16 protein-coding genes and 2 tRNA genes are annotated in these 18,788 nt (G+C 57.4%); 7 read left to right on the top strand and 11 right to left on the bottom strand.

The genetic code is table 11. The annotated features are described in order from the left end of the window. Positions 1 to 159 precede the first annotated feature (159 nt). Both ACQZ40_RS08950 and ACQZ40_RS08945 read left to right on the top strand, forming a co-directional pair. Positions 160 to 1,962 (top strand): GGDEF domain-containing protein, encoded by a 1,803-nt coding sequence (locus tag ACQZ40_RS08950; protein ID WP_448747793.1) that lies wholly within the window; start codon positions 160 to 162, stop codon positions 1,960 to 1,962. An 88-nt stretch (positions 1,963 to 2,050) separates the two neighbouring features. Further along, complete coding sequence (locus ACQZ40_RS08945) at positions 2,051 to 3,064, top strand: NAD(P)H-quinone oxidoreductase (RefSeq protein WP_448747792.1); 1,014 nt, start codon at positions 2,051 to 2,053, stop codon at positions 3,062 to 3,064. A gap of 80 nt (positions 3,065 to 3,144) precedes the next feature. Here ACQZ40_RS08945 and ACQZ40_RS08940 read toward each other — a convergent pair whose 3' ends face one another. From ACQZ40_RS08940 to ACQZ40_RS08900, 9 genes are all read right to left on the bottom strand, one after another. Then, positions 3,145 to 3,801 carry a C39 family peptidase gene (locus tag ACQZ40_RS08940; RefSeq protein WP_448747791.1) on the bottom strand — a complete coding sequence of 219 codons (657 nt, stop codon included), beginning with the start codon at positions 3,799 to 3,801 and terminating at the stop codon, positions 3,145 to 3,147. Next, positions 3,798 to 4,157 (bottom strand): hypothetical protein, encoded by a 360-nt coding sequence (locus tag ACQZ40_RS08935; protein ID WP_271045831.1) that lies wholly within the window; start codon positions 4,155 to 4,157, stop codon positions 3,798 to 3,800. The genes ACQZ40_RS08940 and ACQZ40_RS08935 overlap by 4 nt, the downstream gene beginning before the upstream one ends. Before the next feature lie 104 nt (positions 4,158 to 4,261). Then, positions 4,262 to 4,693: a hypothetical protein gene (locus tag ACQZ40_RS08930; RefSeq protein ID WP_448747790.1), complete on the bottom strand. Its 432-nt coding sequence runs from the start codon at positions 4,691 to 4,693 to the stop codon at positions 4,262 to 4,264. A 19-nt stretch (positions 4,694 to 4,712) separates the two neighbouring features. Continuing rightward, positions 4,713 to 5,552 (bottom strand): transporter, encoded by an 840-nt coding sequence (locus ACQZ40_RS08925; protein WP_448747789.1) that lies wholly within the window; start codon positions 5,550 to 5,552, stop codon positions 4,713 to 4,715. A gap of 725 nt (positions 5,553 to 6,277) precedes the next feature. Then, positions 6,278 to 7,318, bottom strand: coding sequence for a sulfate/molybdate ABC transporter ATP-binding protein (locus ACQZ40_RS08920; RefSeq protein ID WP_448747788.1), 1,041 nt, complete (start codon positions 7,316 to 7,318; stop codon positions 6,278 to 6,280). Between the two features lie 11 nt (positions 7,319 to 7,329). Beyond that, positions 7,330 to 8,202 (bottom strand): sulfate ABC transporter permease subunit CysW, encoded by an 873-nt coding sequence (gene cysW, locus ACQZ40_RS08915; RefSeq protein ID WP_080856056.1) that lies wholly within the window; start codon positions 8,200 to 8,202, stop codon positions 7,330 to 7,332. Then, positions 8,195 to 9,052 carry a sulfate ABC transporter permease subunit CysT gene (gene cysT, locus ACQZ40_RS08910; RefSeq protein ID WP_003494311.1) on the bottom strand — a complete coding sequence of 286 codons (858 nt, stop codon included), beginning with the start codon at positions 9,050 to 9,052 and terminating at the stop codon, positions 8,195 to 8,197. The genes cysW and cysT overlap by 8 nt, the downstream gene beginning before the upstream one ends. 196 nt (positions 9,053 to 9,248) lie before the next feature. After that, positions 9,249 to 10,274 carry a sulfate ABC transporter substrate-binding protein gene (locus tag ACQZ40_RS08905; protein ID WP_065654285.1) on the bottom strand — a complete coding sequence of 342 codons (1,026 nt, stop codon included), beginning with the start codon at positions 10,272 to 10,274 and terminating at the stop codon, positions 9,249 to 9,251. Between the two features lie 245 nt (positions 10,275 to 10,519). Next, complete coding sequence (locus ACQZ40_RS08900) at positions 10,520 to 10,960, bottom strand: RrF2 family transcriptional regulator (protein ID WP_269828019.1); 441 nt, start codon at positions 10,958 to 10,960, stop codon at positions 10,520 to 10,522. Positions 10,961 to 11,164: 204 nt separating this feature from the next. Between ACQZ40_RS08900 and ACQZ40_RS08895 the strand changes: the two genes are divergently transcribed. The 3 genes from ACQZ40_RS08895 to cysN are packed head-to-tail and all read left to right on the top strand — an operon-like array spanning position 11,165 to position 14,409. Beyond that, positions 11,165 to 11,947 carry a phosphoadenylyl-sulfate reductase gene (locus ACQZ40_RS08895; RefSeq protein ID WP_448747787.1) on the top strand — a complete coding sequence of 261 codons (783 nt, stop codon included), beginning with the start codon at positions 11,165 to 11,167 and terminating at the stop codon, positions 11,945 to 11,947. Positions 11,948 to 11,974: 27 nt separating this feature from the next. Further along, positions 11,975 to 12,928, top strand: coding sequence for a sulfate adenylyltransferase subunit CysD (gene cysD, locus ACQZ40_RS08890; RefSeq protein ID WP_003520470.1), 954 nt, complete (start codon positions 11,975 to 11,977; stop codon positions 12,926 to 12,928). Continuing rightward, positions 12,928 to 14,409: a sulfate adenylyltransferase subunit CysN gene (cysN, locus tag ACQZ40_RS08885; RefSeq protein ID WP_104679335.1), complete on the top strand. Its 1,482-nt coding sequence runs from the start codon at positions 12,928 to 12,930 to the stop codon at positions 14,407 to 14,409. Before cysD ends, cysN begins: the two co-directional genes overlap by 1 nt. Positions 14,410 to 15,255: 846 nt before the next feature. Here cysN and ACQZ40_RS08880 read toward each other — a convergent pair. Continuing rightward, positions 15,256 to 15,332, bottom strand: a tRNA-Pro gene (locus ACQZ40_RS08880). A 264-nt stretch (positions 15,333 to 15,596) separates the two neighbouring features. Between ACQZ40_RS08880 and ACQZ40_RS08875 the strand changes: the two genes are divergently transcribed. Continuing rightward, the gene (locus ACQZ40_RS08875; RefSeq protein WP_080856053.1) at positions 15,597 to 16,019 is read left to right on the top strand and encodes a hypothetical protein; all 423 of its coding nucleotides are present in this window, start codon (positions 15,597 to 15,599) and stop codon (positions 16,017 to 16,019) included. A gap of 390 nt (positions 16,020 to 16,409) precedes the next feature. Beyond that, positions 16,410 to 18,143, top strand: a complete 1,734-nt coding sequence (gene mqo, locus ACQZ40_RS08870; protein ID WP_065654289.1) for a malate dehydrogenase (quinone) — start codon at positions 16,410 to 16,412, stop codon at positions 18,141 to 18,143. Positions 18,144 to 18,589: 446 nt separating this feature from the next. Here the strand turns inward: mqo and ACQZ40_RS08865 are convergent. Then, positions 18,590 to 18,664, bottom strand: a tRNA-Gln gene (locus ACQZ40_RS08865). Between the last annotated feature and the right edge of the window lie 124 nt (positions 18,665 to 18,788).

Here is an 18,788-nt window from a genome sequence, read left to right as displayed (position 1 = left end):
CGCAACAACCTTTAATATCCAAGGGGTTGTTATAAAAGGTTCACGAAAGCTTCACAGTGGTGAAAGCTTTTGTTGACCTGTGATCTGCAATTGTTTGCCCAAAAATAATGGGCGCCCAAGGATTTAATACCGGGCGTAAGAACATGAGCGGAGAGACATATGCAGGCCGTCACGCTGGAGAACGATGTCATAAGGCGTTTTGCCTCCGGGCACATGTTTCCCATGGCGAAACTGGTGCTCGAAACAGCGTTTCAGCCGATTGTCGAGGCGACGACAGGCACGATTTTCGGTTATGAATCGCTGATGCGCGGCCATGACCGGCTCGGTTTTTCCAATCCGCTGGCGCTTCTCGACCAAGCTGCCGCCGATGGCGAACTGAAGGCCTTCGAGCAGATGCTGGCGAGCCGGGCGCTGGCGAAATTTTCCACCCTGCGCGATTTCTCCTCCGCCACCCTGTTCCTCAATCTGGATGTGCGGCTGATCCCGCATGGCGACGCGATTCTCGACAAGCTCGTCGGCCATCTGGCGCGGGCCGGCATTCCCGCCTCCTCCATCTGCTTTGAGCTTTCCGAACGTTTCGACAATACCAGCGTGCCGGAATTCACGGCGCTGATTGCCCGCATGCGCAAGGAAGGCTTCAAGCTGGCCATCGACGATTTCGGCGCCGGCCATGGCGAGATGAAGCTGCTGTGCGATTTTCCGCTGGATTACCTGAAGATAGACCGGCATTTCATCACCGGAGTCGACCAATTGCCGCGCAAGCAGCACCTTGTCCGCAACATCGTCAACATCGCCCATGTTCTTGGCGTCAGGGTCATTGCAGAAGGCATCGAAACGGAGGCGGAGTTTCTGACCTGCCGCGAATTCGGCGTCGATCTGGTGCAGGGCTGGCTGATCGCGAGGCCCACGGTCTTCACCAGCGAGCTGCCGGAGAGCTTTCCCCACATCAACCGCATGGGCGTGGCGCGGCGCAGCAGCCAGACGCTGGATGAGATTCTCATTCGCCGCGAAATCGAGCGTCTTCCGACCGTCTTCGAGCATGACAGCGTCGACAGCGTCTTCGAACTGTTCCGCAGAAATCCGCAGCAGGCGTTTTTCCCGGTTCTCAACGCCAATGGCGAACCGCGCGGCGTCATCAACGAATATCACCTTAAGGAATATATCTACCGGCCCTTCGGCCGTGACCTGCTCAAGAACAAGATCTACGAGCGCACCATTTCCCACTTCGTCGATCCCGCGCCGATTGTCGGTCTCGATGCCGATGCCGACCAATTGATGAACATGTTCGCCAGCATGGGCGGCAGCGCCTGCATCATCCTCACCGAAAACATGCGTTACGCCGGCATCGTTTCCGCCGCTTCGCTCATCAAGGTCATCAATGAAAAACAGCTGAAGATGGCGCAGGATCAGAACCCACTGACGGCGCTGCCCGGCAACCGCGCGATTGGCGGTTTCATTGCCGACCGTTGCAGCGATGGCGACGAGGCGCGCTTCTTCTGCTATTGCGACTTCGATAATTTCAAACCCTTCAACGACAAATACGGCTTCAACGCCGGCGACCACGCCATCACCCTGTTTTCGGCGCTGATGCGCCGTTACTTTTTTGCCGGCGATTGTTTCCTCGGCCATATTGGCGGCGACGACTTCTTCATCGGCGTGCGCGACTGGACGGTGGAAGAGCTGACGGAAATCCTCGAGCGACTGCTCAGCGATTTTCACGACGACGTCGCCGAACTCTATTCGGACGAGGACCGCGCCGCCGGCTGCATGAAGGGCCAGGACCGCCACGGCAATGAGCGGGACTTCGCGCTGCTGCGCTGCTCCATCGGCGTTCTGACCTTGCCGAAAGGGCTGATCATCGCCAATCCCGAGCGGATCGGCAGCGAGATCGCTGGCGTGAAGGCGGCTGCGAAGGAAAACGAAGGCGGTCTCGTCGTCCGGGTCTTCGGCGAGACAAATTGACACTCGTGACAAACGGCCTCCTTCCCTAAGCGGCGCATCTGACCTACATCTTCAGGCGACGTCGACACGTGAGGAGTTGCCCCTGGCCATGCCCGACACCAAGACCCTGCCCGAAACAATGCGCTTCATCGACCTTCCCTCCCATGGCGGCCCGGAGGTGATGCGGCTTTCGCAAGCGCCTTTGCCGAAGCCCGCGAAAGGCGAGGTTCTGGTGAAGGTCGAGGCGGCGGGCGTCAACCGGCCGGATGTGGCGCAGCGGCAGGGCACCTATCCGCCGCCGAAGGATGCAAGCCCGATCCTCGGCCTTGAAATCGCCGGCGAGGTGGTTGCTCTGGGTGAAGGCGTTACCGAATTCAAGTTGGGCGACAAAGTCTGCGCGCTCGCCAATGGCGGCGGTTATGCGCAATATTGCACCGTGCCGGCCGGGCAGGCCCTGCCCTTCCCCAAGGGCTACGACGCCGTCAAAGCCGCGGCTTTGCCGGAAACCTTCTTCACCGTCTGGGCCAACCTCTTCCAGATGGCAGGCCTCACCGAAGGGGAAAGCGTCCTCATCCACGGCGGTACCAGCGGCATCGGCACGACGTCGATCCAGCTCGCCAGGGCTTTCGGCGCGGAAGTCTATGCGACGGCGGGCTCAGCGGAAAAATGCGAGGCCTGCGTGAAGCTCGGCGCCAGACGGGCGATCAACTATCGCGAGGAAGATTTCGCCGCCGTTATCAAGACTGAAACCGATGGCAAGGGCGTCGATGTCGTTCTCGACATGATCGGTGCGGCCTATTTCGAAAAGAACCTTTCGGCACTCGCAAAGGACGGTTGCCTGTCCATCATCGCCTTTCTGGGCGGCGCCGTGGCCGAAAAGGTCAACCTCACCCCCATCATGGTCAAACGCCTTACCGTCACTGGGTCCACCATGCGCCCCCGCACGGCCGACGAAAAACGCGCCATCCGCGACGACCTCGTCGCAGAGGTCTGGCCACTCATTGAAAGCGGTCAGCTGGCACCTGTCATCAACCGGGTCTTCACGCTGGATGAGGTCGTGGAAGCGCACCGGCTGATGGAAAGCAGCAGCCATATCGGCAAGATCGTGATGCGGGTGTCGTGAGGTTATCGATGCATCTAAAAACACAAGAGCGTCCAACCTGCCTCGCGCCCGGAGGTGCCGATGTAAGGGCGCAAATGTTTCTATGGTGACAAAGGGATAGTTTCTAAAGCAAGCCGCCAGCCTTTTGGGGGGCTGAAAAAAGTCTCGTTTATTTTCGTGGTTTGTATGTTCAATGGAACTAGCAAAAGGATTTTCCCACGTGCTTTGGGGTCCTCGCGGGTTTCCCACATGCTGCGAAACTGATGCTCTGTAAGTTGACGGTTCCCCCAAGACGGGTCACCCAGATTTACCACCCCATCCAGGCGTATGCCTCGAATAACGGTGAAATGTTCCTCTCCCCGATATTTGAGATATGCGATAGCGGGTATTTTCAATTGTTTCAAATCTTGAAACGACAGGGCCAAACCAGCGCCTTTGAACCCGTATTGAGGAGCCACCGCCGCCATATCTTCAAAAGATGCCTTACCGTCCTTGCCTATGGAATCAAGAAGCTCTTTTTCGGTAGTAGCCATACCGTAGAAACTATTAAAAACTGTAGCCAGAGATGCTGCCCCGCAAGAATAGTCCAGCTCTTGCTTTACGACCTTAAAGTCCCTTAGCGCTTTCCAGGACGTTACATTTATTCGTCCCCCATATTGCGGGTTGCCAATATCGGCAGCGACAACCCTCGACATCGGATTAGAGACGATTGCAATAAATCCAATTACTGCAATCGCCAAACTCTCAAATTTTATCATTTTGAATAGTACCAACTCGCGTCGGCAAGGGGAAATCTGCGAGCTATATCGTCATCCGGATTGGCTACGAGGATGAAACTATCATCGTCGTATCTGAACAATAATGTATCTTGTGCATTCTTCTCCAGATATTCTCTGTAATTGACGGGAACTTCAGGGGTTCCTTTAGTCGCTATGACAGTTGGAATCTCTCCCCAAAGATCTTTATCAACTATCTCGTCTATGAATTTTTTTTCGATAGGCAGAATTTTCTCACTATTTTTTTTTATAACTATTCTCCATTGATCTTTCGTTTCCATAAGCATTTTTCGGACTTCGTCGAAGTACTCCGGTGCGATTGACTTCACTACGCGCATATTTACCTCCGTAAGTTAGAAAGGCTCCCGGTGGAACCGGGAGATTATTCTTTAAGGTGCGGAACTTTCGTCATCCCACACGTAAATTGCTCCAAGTGTTACTGTCAGTATGTCCGCCAAGGAGCGTTCCATGGTCGGTGCCCGCCCCAATCGCGGCTAGAAATAGCTCCCAAGTGAAAATGTCGCATCGTCGGGGATGGATTGGCTCGATAGTCCATTCGGAAGCCATAGCCACCGCAAATAACGCCGCATATCCTTCCACCGCCGCCCGGACTGAGCAATTTAAATGCAGAGCCCTCGGTTTCCTTCATTTCCTTTTGCGAAAGCGGAGTCGCAGAAACTACTTCAAAGGACTGAATTCGCTTCTGGGCCGCCTCTGACTTGATCTTTACGGGCTTCAGAGAACGAGATTCTTTGGCCGTAGCGTGAACCCCACCGAATGCAAACTGAATATCGGTTGCATTAAGTTTATCAGCCATCGCTGGCGCGGCTACAAGCGAAATAAATAGCAATAAGGCATGCGCAATAAACTTCATTCTACTGCTCCTTTCTGGGTTAAGGCGTTGCTCCACCAAATTTTTTGGCAATAGAAGCGCCAAGGGTAAGTCCGTTCTGACCAACGACTTCGGCTTGGGCATTGGCTCTAAATGTCGTTGTCTGATTCACAGCATAGGCCACCCCGAATTCCAGTTCGCCTCGTGTTTGACGGACCGAGCGGGATTTGCCGTTGACTTCGTCTGCCCCTTGAAAGCGGAGAGAGAGTCCACCTGTCAGGGTCAATTCATTGTTGACTGCAAAAGCGATGCTTGGATTAACGAAAACGGTGTCGCCGGGGTTGATGTCGTCGCCATTGACAGAGCGAGAAAGAGACGGTCGAAAGCCGGCGGTAAACGACAAGACGACCGGGTCCAAGGTTTTGTAAGCAGTCAGACCGATGGCAACTGACTTTCCAAACACTACGGTCGAACCTGCTGAATCCGCTTTTTCTGCAGCCGTTACATCAATAAATCCAATAAGGCCCGGATATTTACCTTCCTCAATAAATCTCTGATTTACACCGAGGGCCAGATTGAGAAATCCGGAATTTGTTTCATTTTTACTGAAATCGATAATGCCACCCGACATCCGGATATTCGCGGTGTACAACGATGTGCGAGCAAATAGCTCCGTTTTCGATGTCAACCCGTAAAGCGCGCTTACGGTGCCTATCGCAATGTCCGCTTCCCGTTTGCCTAATCCGACATTGACTGGAACGGATACAAATTCTCCAGCTCCCGTTTCAATTGTTTGATAAGCAGCAGAGATATCGTCGCCAGACTTGGCATTATAGGTCACACCGACATCGAGACGTAGCTTACCCTTGTCCGTCAGCAGCTCTTCGAGCGCAAATCCCAATCCATCCTGCTCTCGCGGCACTTATTGAGCGTAACTTACGCTGGGAATAATAGAAAACATGGACGATAAATAGAGAAGTATTCTAATGTGGTTTATTTTAATAGTAAAAAACACGAATATACCTCGCGCAACCTCCAAAAAAATATTGATAAATACTTATTTAACATGAGAACTTAAGTCAAGTTTATTTTGGCAAGCGATTAGGAGGCAGTGAGCAATTTCAGGAGAAGAACTTGCATTACTGACGAATCGTACTACCTTCTAGTTATGTTCAACGTATCGGAAGGAGGTGATCCAATGTCTAGTGAGATTTCGGTCTCTGGTGCAGGCAATGGAAAGGGTGTGTTTTCGACGGGGCAGCCCTCGTTGTAAAACCTCTTCTGCCTTCGGAACGTTGAGAAACAGTCCCGGGTCTGTAAACAGGACCAAACTCATGGAAGGGTCGCTTAGGCGGCCCTTTTCCGTTTTTGCTTATTTCTTCGACGATTGGGGAAATCTGCGCCTCGGGTGCCGGTGCGGCAAGCTCGGTGCTCGACACTACTCGCGACACGCCTCTTCCGTCATGCCGGGCTTGACCCGGCATCCAGCTAGCGCGAGTCTGCGCGCGAGAGGACTCCTTTCAGCCCAAAGACTTGGGCTGGCTGGATACCGGCTCAAGGCCGGTATGACGGAGAACTGGGGAGCGCGCGCCGGATCAGCGACCGTCAATTGCGGTCACCTCTCCCTTATTTTTTCCCGAAAACCTTCCACCGCGTCGGCCGGAAGCGCAGCTCCGCGCCTACCGCCACGGCGGCGTTGAGCGGCACTTCGATTTCGAGGTGATAGGGCTCATGGCCGTTATTGGCGATGTCGATTTCGGCGATGCGGGTGCCGGCAAGGCGGCGACAGGTGGTGACCTTGCCGTAAAGCGCGTCTTTTTCTTCCGTCAGCGCCACATCTTCGGGGCGGAAGAAAAGCTCACCCTCGCCAGAACCGCTTTCATCGATGCCGATGCTTTCGCCCTGGAACAGCACGTGGCCGTCGCGGATCGTCACCGGCAGGCTGGAAGATTCGCCGATGAAGGAGAAGACAAAGGGGGAGTTGGGCGTGTCGTAGACGTCATCCGCCGTGCCGACCTGTTCGATCTTGCCCTGGCTCATGACGACGACGCGGTCGGCCAGTTCCAGCGCCTCTTCCTGATCGTGGGTGACGAAAACGGTGGTGTGGCCGGTGCGGTCGTGGAATTCGCGCAGCCAGCGGCGCAGTTCCTTGCGCACCTTGGCATCCAGCGCGCCGAAAGGTTCATCGAGAAGCAGGACCTTTGGCTCGATGGCGACGGCGCGGGCGAGCGCCACGCGCTGGCGCTGGCCACCGGAGAGCTGGGTCGGATAGCGCTTTTCGAGGCCGGAGAGATGCACCATGTCGAGAAGTTCGGATACGCGTTTGCGGATCTCGGCTTTCGGCGGGCGGTTGGCGGAGGGGCGCACCTTGAGGCCGAAAGCGATATTGTCGGCCACCGTCATATGGCGGAACAGGGCGTAATGCTGGAACACGAAACCGACATTGCGCTCCTGCACCGTGCGGTGGGACGCATCCTCGTCGCCGAAGAAGATTTGCCCCTGCGTCGGCTGTTCGAGACCGGCGATGAGACGCAGCAGCGTCGTCTTGCCGGAGCCGGAAGGACCGAGCAGCGCGATCAGCTCGCCGGAACGAATGTCGAGCGACACATCGTTCAGCGCCGGAAAGCGGTCGAACTGCTTGGTGATGCCGGAAACTTTCACTTCCATGAAGATGCCTTTCAATGCTTGCCGGCTGCGTTGCCCGCGCCAAAGCGTATTTCGAGAATGGTTTTGAGAATGAGCGTGACGAGCGCGAGACCGGCGAGCAGCGTCGCCACGGCAAAGGCCGCGCCCATATTGTACTCATTATAGAGTATCTCGACATGCAGCGGCATGGTGTTGGTCTCACCGCGAATATGGCCCGAGACCACCGAGACGGCGCCGAATTCACCCATGGCGCGGGCGTTGCAGAGCAGCACCCCGTAAAGCAGGCCCCATTTGATGTTGGGCAGCGTGACGTACCAGAAGGTCTGCCAGCCGGAAGCGCCAAGCGAAATCGCCGCCTCCTCGTCGCCATTGCCCTGATCCTGCATCAGCGGGATCAGTTCGCGCGCGACGAAGGGAAAGGTGACGAAGATGGTGGCGAGCACGATGCCCGGCACGGCGAAGAGGATCTCGATGCCGTAGCTCTTCAGCCATGGCCCCAGCACGCTGTGGGATGAGAACAGGATGACATAGACGAGGCCCGATATGACCGGCGAGATCGAGAACGGCAGGTCGATGAGCGTAATCAGGAATGCCTTGCCCTTGAACTCGAACTTCGCAATCGCCCAGGCGGCCATCACCCCGAAGATGAGGTTGAGCGGCACGGAAATGGCGGCGACGAGCAGCGTCAGGCGAATGGCGGAGAGTGCATCCGGCTCGACAATCGCCTCCCAGAAGCTTTCCGTGCCCTTGCGGAAGGCTTCGAAGAAGACCGAGACCAGCGGCAGAACCAGAAAGGCGGCGAGGAACACGAAGGCAATCGCGATCAACGCCAGCCGGGCGGGAAAGCTCTCGCTGGCGGGGTCGCGGAACGGCCGGGGGGACGTACGGGAAGCGGTCTCAGACATAACCGTACCTCTTGCGGCTCCAGGCCTGAATGAGATTGATGAGGAACAGCATGGCAAACGAGATGATCAGCATGATGGTGGCGATGCCGGTCGCGGCCGCATAATTGAATTCTTCCAGCCGGATGACGATGAGAAGCGGCGCGATTTCCGAGACATACGGAATATTGCCGGCGATGAAGATGACCGAGCCATATTCGCCCACACCACGCGCGAAGGCGAGCGCAAAACCCGTGAGGATGGCGGGCGTGAGGCTCGGCAGCAGAACGCGGGTGATGGTCTGGAAACGGTTGGCGCCGAGTGTTGCCGCCACCTCCTCCACCTGCCGGTCGATTTCTTCCATGACCGGCTGCACGGTGCGCACAACAAAGGGCAGGCCGATGAAAATCAGCGCGATGACGATGCCGGTCGGCGTAAAGGCGATCTTGATGCCGAAGGGTTCGAACAGCGAACCGACCCAGCCGCGATTGGCGTAAAGCGTGGTCAGCGCGATACCGGCGACCGCCGTTGGCAGGGCGAAAGGCAGATCGACGATGGCATCGACGAAGCGGCGACCGGGAAAACGGTAACGCGTCAGCACCCAGGCGACGATGACGCCGAAGACCGCGTTGACCAGCGCGGCAAGAAATGCCGTTCCGAAACTGACACGCAGCGCATTCAGCGTGCGGCTATCCGTGGCAATCGCAATGAAATCTGAAAAACCCAGTTTCGCCGTGGACCAGACAAGGCCGCCAAGCGGAATAAGAATGATGAGAAACAGATAGGTCACTGTGTAACCAAGCGTCAGGCCGAAGCCCGGTATGACGCTCGACTGCCGCCATTTCCACCTGTTTCCGGAAGTATTATTGCTCATCAAGGCTCCGGATAATCTTTAGTTTGGCGCATTTCCGGACAGGAAACCGGGGTCCACTTTTCCTGGAAATGCTCTCTGGGAGCCGGTGTTCCCCGGCGCTTATTATAAAGTATCGACCGGCACTGTGTCCGGTCGATCGGTTTTTCGTTTCGCTTGTCCCAGCGGACGGACGATCGCTTTTCAGCCTATCATCCGCTTACTTTGCGGGCTTGTAAATCTGGTCGAAGATGCCGCCGTCACCAAAATGTTCGGGCTGCGCCTTGGCCCAACCGCCAAATTGCGGGTCGTCGATGGTGACGAGCTTGATGTCGGGCAGCTGCTTGAGCAGATCCTTGGAGACCACGGCCGGGTTGGACGGGCGGTAAAAGTGCTTCGCCGCAATATTCTGGCCCTCGTCGGAATAGAGATATTGCAGATAGGCTTCCGCCGCCTTGCGCGTGCCCTTGGCGTCGACATTGGCGTCCACCACGGCGACCGGCGGTTCGGCAAGGATCGAGATCGGCGGCACGACGATATCGAAGGCGTCAGCGCCGAATTCCTGACCGGCGAGATAGGCTTCGTTTTCCCACGCGAGCAGCACATCGCCGATCTGGCGCTGGGCGAAGGTGACCGTGGAGCCACGGGCGCCGGTGTCGAGAACCGGGGCGCGCTTGTAGAGCTCGCCGACATAGGCCTTGATCTTGTCCTTGTCGCCCTTGAATTCTTCATTGGCCCAGGCCCAGGCCGCCAGATAGTTCCAGCGCGCGCCGCCAGAAGTCTTCGGGTTCGGCGTCACGATCTGCACGTCGCCCTTCACCAGATCGCCCCAATTATGGATGCCCTTGGGGTTACCCTTGCGAACCAGGAAGACGATGGTCGAGGTGTAAGGCGAGGAATTATGCGGCAGGCGGGTGCGCCAGTCCTTGTTGATCTTGCCGGAGTTCTGAACGATGGCGTCGATATCGCTCTGCAGCGCCAGCGTCACCACATCCGCCTCCAGACCGTCGATGACCGAACGCGCCTGCTTGCCGGAGCCGCCATGCGACTGCTGGATGGTGACGTCCTCGCCGGTATCGGCCTTCCACTTCTTGGCGAAGGCTTCGTTAAAGTCCTTGTAGAGTTCACGGGTCGGATCGTAGGACACGTTGAGCAGCTTGGTCTGCGCGGCGGCCGAGCCAGCTGCGCCAAGTGCCAGTGAGAGGCTAAGCGCAACAACGCTCAAACCGGACAGAAGCTTGGACATCGGTATTCCCTCCTGATTGCGATGGCTTAACTCTACCGGTTGAGTAGAGTTGGTCAATGAGGCCGAATACGATCGAAAAAGTGTTTCCCGAGAGCGTTTTCCCAGGCAACAAATACAGCGCAGCATAAGCGAAAGGCGCAACAAGCGTCGTGTAAAACTTTGCTGAATGCAAAACCGTTTCACATTTTTGACGATTTTTTGCGCTGGCGGCGAAAAATATTATGGGGTTTTAGACGATTTTTTCGTCAGGCCGTCAAAAGCTCGGGCACTTCGACACCCGCCACGGCATCGGCGATGGTGGTGTTGAAAAGGATGTTGCGGGTGGCATCGGCCACGCGGGCAAGCACGTGGCGGATCTCGCACTGCTTCTCGCCGTCGCAATCCTCGCAGCGGCGATAGGCGGTCTGCGACAGGCAGGGCAAGGGGGCAAGCGGCCCGTCGATGAGGCGCAGCACCTCGCCGAAGGTGATATCCGCGGCCGGGCGCGCCAAGAGATAACCGCCCTGCTTGCCGCGCCGGCTTTCGACAAGGCGTTCCTTCTTCATTTCGAGAAGGATCTGTTCCAGAAACTTTTTCGGAATGGCCTGTTCGCGGGCGATGTCGGAAATCTGCACAGGACAGGCCCCGTCGGCCTTGGCCAGCGAAAGGAGCGCCCTCAGCGCATATTTTGCCTTCTGCGAAATCATCGTAAAACCAGTAGACCACAAGCCCGGAAACCCGGCAATTCCGGCTTAGCGCAGAAGTTGTCACAATTCAAATCCAAGCTGCGAAGAAGGTGAACGGGTATCTTTTGCTCATACCCTGCGCGCGTGAGGCATTTTTGCTCTCAAGTGCAGCGCACAAAGACTGTCATTTCTGTTCCAGAGGCCGGATTTCAACAATAATCGGCCATGGAAATCCCGGACGTGACAATGACGATCAATTCAGCAAATGCCTCTGCCGATGCCGCTTCCCTCGATGCCACGCTTGCCGGGCTCGATCTGGCGGGTCGGCTTTCGTTTATCGCCGGCCTCGGCGGGCGGGTGGTCTTCACCACCAGCCTCGGCATCGAGGATCAGGTCATTACGGCCGCCATCGGCACGCATCGCCTGCCGATCGACGTCGTGACGCTCGAAACCGGACGGCTGTTCAAGGAAACCGTCGATCTCATCGATGAGACCGAAGAGCGTTTCGGCATCGAAATCCGCCGCTTCCGCCCGGAACAGGACGATATCGACGCTTACGCCGAAAAATACGGTCTGAACGGTTTTTACGAAAGCGTCGAAGCCCGTCACGCCTGCTGTCATGTCAGAAAGCTGATCCCGCTCGGCAAGGCGCTGGAAGGCGCCGCCTTCTGGATCACCGGCCTCAGACGCGGCCAGTCGGGCAATCGCGCCACGACGCCTTTCGCCGAGTTCGATGCGGAGCGCAATCTCATCAAGATCAATCCCCTGGCTGACTGGGACATCGACCTCATCCGGGCGCATGTCGCCAAGGAGAACATTCCCGTCAATCCGTTGCATCAGCGCGGTTACCCCTCCATTGGCTGCGAGCCGTGTACGCGCGCCATCAAGCCCGGCGAGCCTGAGCGCGCCGGACGATGGTGGTGGGAAAACGACGAGAAGCGCGAATGCGGTCTTCACGTCGCCGGTGCGGAGCAGACATCCGCCGTTTCCGCCATCCCGCAACGATAATCATTCAGTACATTCCCGGAGTTCACAATGTCCAACGCAGTCCACGAGACGGACAGCAAGAATACTGTCGCATCCAAGCCGCCGCTCGATCCCCATCTGAAGGCGCTTGAAAACGAAGCTATTCATATTTTCCGCGAAGTCGCCGCCGAATTCGACAAGCCCGTGATGCTCTATTCCATCGGCAAGGATTCATCCGTGCTGCTGCATCTCGCGCGCAAGGCGTTTTTCCCCGGCCGCATTCCCTTCCCGCTGCTGCACGTCAATACCGGCTGGAAGTTCAAGGAAATGATCGAATTCCGCGACAATATCGTCAAGGAATACGATCTCGATCTGATTTCCTACACCAACCCGCGCGGTGCGAGTGAAAACGTAACGCCCTTCACCCACGGTTCGGCGCTTTACACCGACATCATGAAGACCGAAGCGCTGCGCCAGGCGCTCGATGCCGGCCAGTTCGATGCAGCCTTCGGCGGCGCGCGCCGCGATGAGGAGGCGAGCCGCGCCAAGGAACGCATCTACTCCTTCCGCACGCCCGACCATAAATGGGACCCGCGCAACCAGCGCCCGGAACTGTGGAACATCTACAACGGCATGGTCCGCAAGGGCGAAAGCGTGCGCGCCTTCCCGCTCTCCAACTGGACCGAAGTGGACATCTGGCGTTACATCGAGGCGGAAAACATTCCGCTGGTGCCGCTCTATTACGCCGCCGAGCGCCCCTATGTCGAACGCGACGGTATGATGATCCTTGCCGAAGACGAGCGGCTGGAACTGCTGCCCGGCGAAGAGATCAAGCATGGCTCGATCCGCTTCCGCACGCTCGGCTGCTTCCCGCTGACCGGCGCGATCCGGTCCGAGGCGGCGACGCTTCAGGAAGTCATCGCGGAACTCGAAATCGCCACCGTTTCCGAACGGCAGGGCCGCGCGATTGACCGCGACCAGTCCGGCTCGATGGAGAAGAAGAAGCGCGAGGGGTATTTCTGATGAGCACTGCCGCCGCCAACACCCCCTCTTCCGCAACCATTCTGCCCTTTGCCGAGCATTCGAAGGCGGCGCGAGATACGCGCCCCTTACGTCTCATCACCTGCGGCAGCGTCGATGACGGCAAGTCGACCCTGATCGGCCGTCTTCTTTGGGACACCAAGGCCGTCAAGGAAGACCAGGCCGCCACCCTGCACCGCGACAGCGGCAAGCAGAACGATCTCGGCCTGCCCGATTTCGCGCTGCTGCTTGACGGTCTTCAGGCGGAGCGCGAACAGGGCATCACCATCGATGTCGCCTATCGTTATTTCGCCACCGACCGGCGCGCCTTCATCGTGGCCGACACGCCCGGCCATGAGCAATATACCCGCAACATGGCGACCGGCGCTTCAACCGCCGATCTCGCCGTGCTGCTCGTCGATGCGCGCACCGGCATTCTGGAACAGACACGCCGCCACGCCACCATTGCGGCGCTGATGGGCATCCGGCAATTCGTGCTGGCCGTCAACAAGATCGACCTGACGCATTACGACAAGGCCGGTTTCGAGCTGATCGCCCATGAATTCCGCGATTTCGCGTCCAATCTCGGCATCAAGCAGATCACCGCCATTCCGATGTCGGCGCTGAAGGGTGAAAACGTCGTTCTCTCCGGCAAGGCCTCCATGCCCTGGTATGAAGGCCCGACGCTGGTGGAGACGCTGGAGCTTGCCACGGTGCGCTCCGCGCAATCCGGCGGCTTCCGCCTGCCCGTACAGCGCGTCTCGCGCCCCGGTGAAAGCTTCCGTGGCTATCAGGGCACGGTTGCCGGCGGTTCGGTAAAGCCGGGTGACAGCGTTGTCGTCCTGCCTTCCGGCATGGTCGCGAACGTCAAGCAGATCGTCACCTTCGATCTGGTGCGCAACGCCGCCGTCGCGGGTGATGCGGTCACGCTCGTCCTCGACCGTCAGGTGGATGTGTCGCGCGGCGACATGATCGTCTCCATCGAGGCGCAGCCGCAGACCGGCCTTGCCTTCGATGCCCAGATCGTGGCGTTGCAGCCTGGCGGCATCGAGGCAGGCAAGCGCTACTGGCTGAAAAGCGGCAGCCGCCGTCAGCGCGTCAGCGTGCAGCCCGTCAGCCAGCTGAACCTGAAGGAAGGCGAATGGCAGGCGCATGAAACCTCGCTGCCGATGAACGCCATCGGCAAGGTGCGGCTTTCCTTCGACGAGACGGCGATCTTCGATCCCTATGAACAGAACCGCTCGACCGGGTCCTTCATTCTGATCGATCCCGACACCAACAACACGGTTGCGGGCGGCATGATCGCCGGCAAGCGCAGCGTCGGTGCGACGGAAGAAAAGGGCGACCGGGTCATTCTCTCGCTGCCCGCCGATCTTGCCGAAAAGCTGCTGGCCAGCGAACTCCTCGCCAAGCACCGCGACGAGATCGACATCCGCCGCACGGACGGCGCAACGGCCGCGCGGCTGATCGGCGATCTGGGCTGACACGCCCCCTCAAACAAACAAAAGGCGACCGTCAAACCGGTCGCCTTTTTCGTTGCAGGGCCCATTCCGTGTCAGAGACTGCGGATGGCTTAGAATACGAACATATAAAGCAGAATGATCACGAAGATCGGAACGCCCATAGCCCACAATGCGATACCCTTCAGCATGCTATCCTCCATTGTTGTATGGTTAGATAACGGCTGAGGCGGCTTTCCGATCCATGCCGCTCTCCTGATTTTTACGGGTTGTTTCTCGGCGGCATAAAAGCTGTTTGTTCATTCGACGTTCATGCACGAAAGACGAATTTGCATGCGGTCGCTCCGCCAAGCGGCCCAACAGAGGCTCGTTGTTTGAAAAAGCAGCGGGCCTCTTTTTGATCGCGATAAGTTGATCGCGAGGATGCCCCTGAAATTCAGGGCTCATGACGGTGATGGATAACTTCTTGGATTGTGAAGAAGAATTGAGGCTTCTAAGACGATTCCTGTCGCGCGTCCCCTGAAACAGGCCGCGACATTGAGGCCTGGCGCTTGGCGGAGCGACGGGCCTCTTTTGTTGGGGTGCCCGGTGGCGACAACAAAAGCCCGGCGAAGCGATCCATCTGCTGTCTGACGGCGACGATTCGCATCCGTGAGGGATGTGGAAAGAAACACTCTCTCCCAAAACGCATACCGGTTGAAGAACGGCGATCTGAATGCAGTTATTCGCATCTGCGCCCTGATTTTCAGACGCGAGCGGCGAATGCAGTCCAGCCGGCACAGGTTTTCACAGGTCCGGTTCCGGTGCGAGATTTCGATCTTGGAATTTTCGGGATGAGTTGCAAGCCGCTGTATCTATTGGGCTTCAAGCTGGTCGGAGTGAGAGGATTCGAACCTCCGACCCCCACGTCCCGAACGTGGTGCGCTACCAGACTGCGCTACACTCCGTGACCAGCGGCGCTTCTATAGACCAGCCTCCGGCATTCGACAAGCGGCTTATTGCATTTTTTGTGACAAGTTTTTCCCATCTGTTGAAACAACCCTGCCAGGGGCCTGTGGCACCGGATGGAAGGCCTCAAAACGTTACAAAAAAGCAATTGTGGCAGGAAATTTTCATCGAGCAGCACACCTCCCCTGCCCGCCGTCTCCAAATCTGCTAGGGGAACGGAATGACCGGCGGGAAGCCGGACACGGCACAAAGGACATTTCACCATGCTATCTCGCAGCGTAACGCTTGCAGCGTTTGCCATTGCGCTCTCGGCCTGCACCACTTCCACGGGCGGCTCCACTCCCTCTTTCACCCAGAAGAGCCCCGTTGAGACCCGCTGGGTCGGCCAGTCCGCAGGCATTTTCTTCGCAAAATTCGGCCCGCCGCTCAGCGATACGGAAACCGGCAGCTCCACCGTCTATAACTGGCGCGGGGGCTACAGAAAGGCCACCATTCCGGCCAGGTTCGAAGAAGGCAAGGATGGCAAGAAGGGTCGCCAGATCTCGCCCGCCCGCACCGCTTCGCTCTCCTGCACGGTGCAGCTCGTCGTTTCCAGCGATTACAAGATTACCGCCGTGCGCACGGTTTCCGACCGCCCCGGCGTCAACGGCCCGAGCTATTGCGCGGAATTCCTCGCCGCAGACTGATCTTCGGCCACAGGCCAGATGCAGCAAGGCCCGCCCGAACCGGCGGGCCTTTTCACTTTTTTCGGGATTATTGTCATTTTTCTGAAAAAAAATTTTGCCTATAGCCGCACCCTGCGACCCGGAACGCGCCGAAAACAGCGTTATATCCGCCTTTGCGCGATATCCCGCTCACAGAACCCTTTCAACCGTTTGAAAGCGCCGTCTAATCTTCGCCGTCATAAAAATGACGATCGGCAAAACCGCAAAATTGGCCGTTGCGACCATATGTCCCCGCAAAATCCCTGCAAAACTGCTTGAACTGGAGTGAAAGAGTCCGGGTTGTGCCGGTTTACGCTTTGCTGTAACGGGGCGAACGGGAGGAATGTTTTTAACACAAAACAAGAATCAGGTATGGCCGTGACTCCCATCGATCAAGACAAATCCCAGCTCACTGATCTTTCCCAGGAAACATCCCTTTCCAACGCATTTCCCATGAACCGCCGACAGGTTCTGGGCGGCGCGCTCGCCGGAATTGCCGCAGCGGCACTGCCAGTTACACCTCTTCTCGCCAACACGGCTGCCAAGAAGGTCGATGTGCTTTTGATCGGCGGCGGCATCATGAGCGCGACGCTCGGTGTTTGGCTGCGTGAACTGGAGCCCACCTGGTCGATGCAGATGCTGGAGCGGCTGGATGGCGTGGCGCTTGAAAGCTCTAACGGCTGGAACAATGCCGGCACCGGCCATTCGGCGCTTGCCGAACTCAACTACACGCCGGAAGACGACAACGGCAACATAAAGATCACCCAGGCCGTCAACATCAACGAATCCTTCCAGATTTCCCGGCAGTTCTGGGCCTGGCAGGTGCGCAACGGCGTTTTGAAGAACCCGCGTTCCTTCATCAACCACACGCCGCATATGAGCTTCGTCTGGGGTGACGAGAACGTCGCTTATCTGGAAAAGCGCTATCAGGCGCTCAAAGCCAGCCCGCTTTTCGCCGGCATGGAATATTCCACCGATCCCGAGCAGATCAAGAAGTGGGTGCCGCTGATGATGGAAGGCCGCGATCCTTCCCAGAAGATCGGCGCGACCTGGTCGCCGCTCGGCACCGACATGGAATTCGGCGAAATCACCCGGCAATTCGTCTCGCATCTGCAGGGCGACCAGAATTTCGACCTGCAGGTCAATAGCGAAGTCTCTGACATCCAGCGCAATGCCGATGGCAGCTGGCGCGTGACCTATACCAACACCAAGACCGATGCCGAACAGGTGGTGGATGCGAAATTCGTGTTCATCGGCGCAGGCGGCGGCGCGCTGCATCTGTTGCAGATGTCCGGCATTCCGGAAGCTGACGATTATGCCGGCTTCCCCGTGGGCGGCTCGTTCCTCATCAACGAGAACCCCGACGTGACGATGCAGCATCTGGCCAAGGCTTACGGCAAGGCCTCGGTCGGCTCGCCGCCCATGTCGGTGCCGCATCTCGATACCCGCGTGCTGGGCGGCAAGCGCGTCATCCTGTTCGGACCTTTCGCCACCTTCTCCACCAAGTTCCTGAAGGAAGGTTCCTATTTCGATCTCGTCTCCTCCGTCACCACCAGCAATGCCTGGCCGATGGTGCGTGTGGGCATCGATGAATATCCGCTGGTGGAATATCTCGCCGGCCAGCTGATGATGTCGGATGACGACCGTTTTGCCGCGCTGAAGGAATATTTCCCGAATGCCAAGCAGGGCGAATGGCGTCTGTGGCAGGCTGGCCAGCGCGTGCAGATCATCAAGCGCGACGAAGAAAAGGGCGGCGTGCTACGGCTCGGCACCGAAGTCGTCGCCGCCAAGGACGGCAGCATCGCCGGCCTGCTCGGCGCCTCGCCGGGTGCTTCCACCGCCGCCCCGATCATGCTCAGCGTTCTGGAAAAGGTCTTCAAGGACAAGGTGGCAACACCGGAATGGCAGGCCAAGATCCGCCAGATCGTGCCGAGCTACGGTACGAAGCTCAATGACGACCCGGAAAAGGTGCAGCAGGAATGGGCCTATACCGCCGAGCACCTGCAGCTGCCCACCCCTCCACAGATCGACCTTGAGGCACTGAAGGGCGCCGGTGCGGCGCCTGCGGGTGCGCCGGTGAAGAAGGTGCCGGATATCGCGCTTTAAGGCTTGGCTGCGATTTAGGATTGGACGCCGCGTGTCTCTGGATGCGCGGCGTTTTTATGAAATCTATACGCAAAACTCGGTGCTTAGATCACCTAACTTCTTATAAGGCTATTTCCGCTTAATAAACTTGAAATAGACATAGAGCATCGCAGCAATTCCCCCTCCGATGATACACGCCCATTTCAACTCACCGAGATATGCAATTACAGCAAACACGACGATGGGAAGCACCCAGAAAATCCATTCGAAATCGGGCTTCTTTGGAAGTTCGTTGGGGGATGGTCTGGGTTCTAACGTCTGGGTCACTGCTATACACTCCTAATGTCTGAATTCAGACAATCATAAAAGTGTTGCGGAATCTACAAAGTACAATCTAAAATTGTTACTATTTACATATTCTCGTAAAAAGCGTGAAAACTATATGCGATAAAATAGAATGAGAATTTTGGCTGGGGCGCCAGGATTCGAACCTGGGAATGCCGGTACCAAAAACCGGTGCCTTACCGCTTGGCGACGCCCCAACAGGGCAGCGAAGGCGAAACGCCGCTGCCTGAACCGCGCCTGATTAGCAAAGCCTGCCCGGCCCGGCAATGACCCGGCGACTTATTTTTTCACAAAATTCAAGCTTTTTGGGTGCCGTGGCGA

It is taken from the genome of Agrobacterium sp. 16-172Ci, assembly GCF_053522725.1.
Note: the sequence above shows the minus strand (reverse complement) of the source record. Positions and strands in the feature narration are given on the sequence as shown.

What these genes read in the sequence shown, in the direction of transcription:
- ACQZ40_RS08940 (WP_448747791.1), bottom strand. Translation starts at nt 3,801, where the DNA reads ATGATAAAATTTGAGAGTTTGGCGATTGCAGTAATTGGATTTATTGCA.
- ACQZ40_RS08920 (WP_448747788.1), bottom strand. Translation starts at nt 7,318, where the DNA reads ATGGAAGTGAAAGTTTCCGGCATCACCAAGCAGTTCGACCGCTTTCCG.
- ACQZ40_RS08935 (WP_271045831.1), bottom strand. Translation starts at nt 4,157, where the DNA reads ATGCGCGTAGTGAAGTCAATCGCACCGGAGTACTTCGACGAAGTCCGA.
- cysT (WP_003494311.1), bottom strand. Translation starts at nt 9,052, where the DNA reads ATGAGCAATAATACTTCCGGAAACAGGTGGAAATGGCGGCAGTCGAGC.
- cysN (WP_104679335.1), top strand. Translation starts at nt 12,928, where the DNA reads ATGAGCACTGCCGCCGCCAACACCCCCTCTTCCGCAACCATTCTGCCC.
- ACQZ40_RS08945 (WP_448747792.1), top strand. Translation starts at nt 2,051, where the DNA reads ATGCCCGACACCAAGACCCTGCCCGAAACAATGCGCTTCATCGACCTT.
- mqo (WP_065654289.1), top strand. Translation starts at nt 16,410, where the DNA reads ATGGCCGTGACTCCCATCGATCAAGACAAATCCCAGCTCACTGATCTT.
- ACQZ40_RS08900 (WP_269828019.1), bottom strand. Translation starts at nt 10,960, where the DNA reads ATGATTTCGCAGAAGGCAAAATATGCGCTGAGGGCGCTCCTTTCGCTG.
- ACQZ40_RS08930 (WP_448747790.1), bottom strand. Translation starts at nt 4,693, where the DNA reads ATGAAGTTTATTGCGCATGCCTTATTGCTATTTATTTCGCTTGTAGCC.
- ACQZ40_RS08875 (WP_080856053.1), top strand. Translation starts at nt 15,597, where the DNA reads ATGCTATCTCGCAGCGTAACGCTTGCAGCGTTTGCCATTGCGCTCTCG.
- cysD (WP_003520470.1), top strand. Translation starts at nt 11,975, where the DNA reads ATGTCCAACGCAGTCCACGAGACGGACAGCAAGAATACTGTCGCATCC.
- ACQZ40_RS08950 (WP_448747793.1), top strand. Translation starts at nt 160, where the DNA reads ATGCAGGCCGTCACGCTGGAGAACGATGTCATAAGGCGTTTTGCCTCC.
- cysW (WP_080856056.1), bottom strand. Translation starts at nt 8,202, where the DNA reads ATGTCTGAGACCGCTTCCCGTACGTCCCCCCGGCCGTTCCGCGACCCC.
- ACQZ40_RS08895 (WP_448747787.1), top strand. Translation starts at nt 11,165, where the DNA reads ATGGAAATCCCGGACGTGACAATGACGATCAATTCAGCAAATGCCTCT.
- ACQZ40_RS08905 (WP_065654285.1), bottom strand. Translation starts at nt 10,274, where the DNA reads ATGTCCAAGCTTCTGTCCGGTTTGAGCGTTGTTGCGCTTAGCCTCTCA.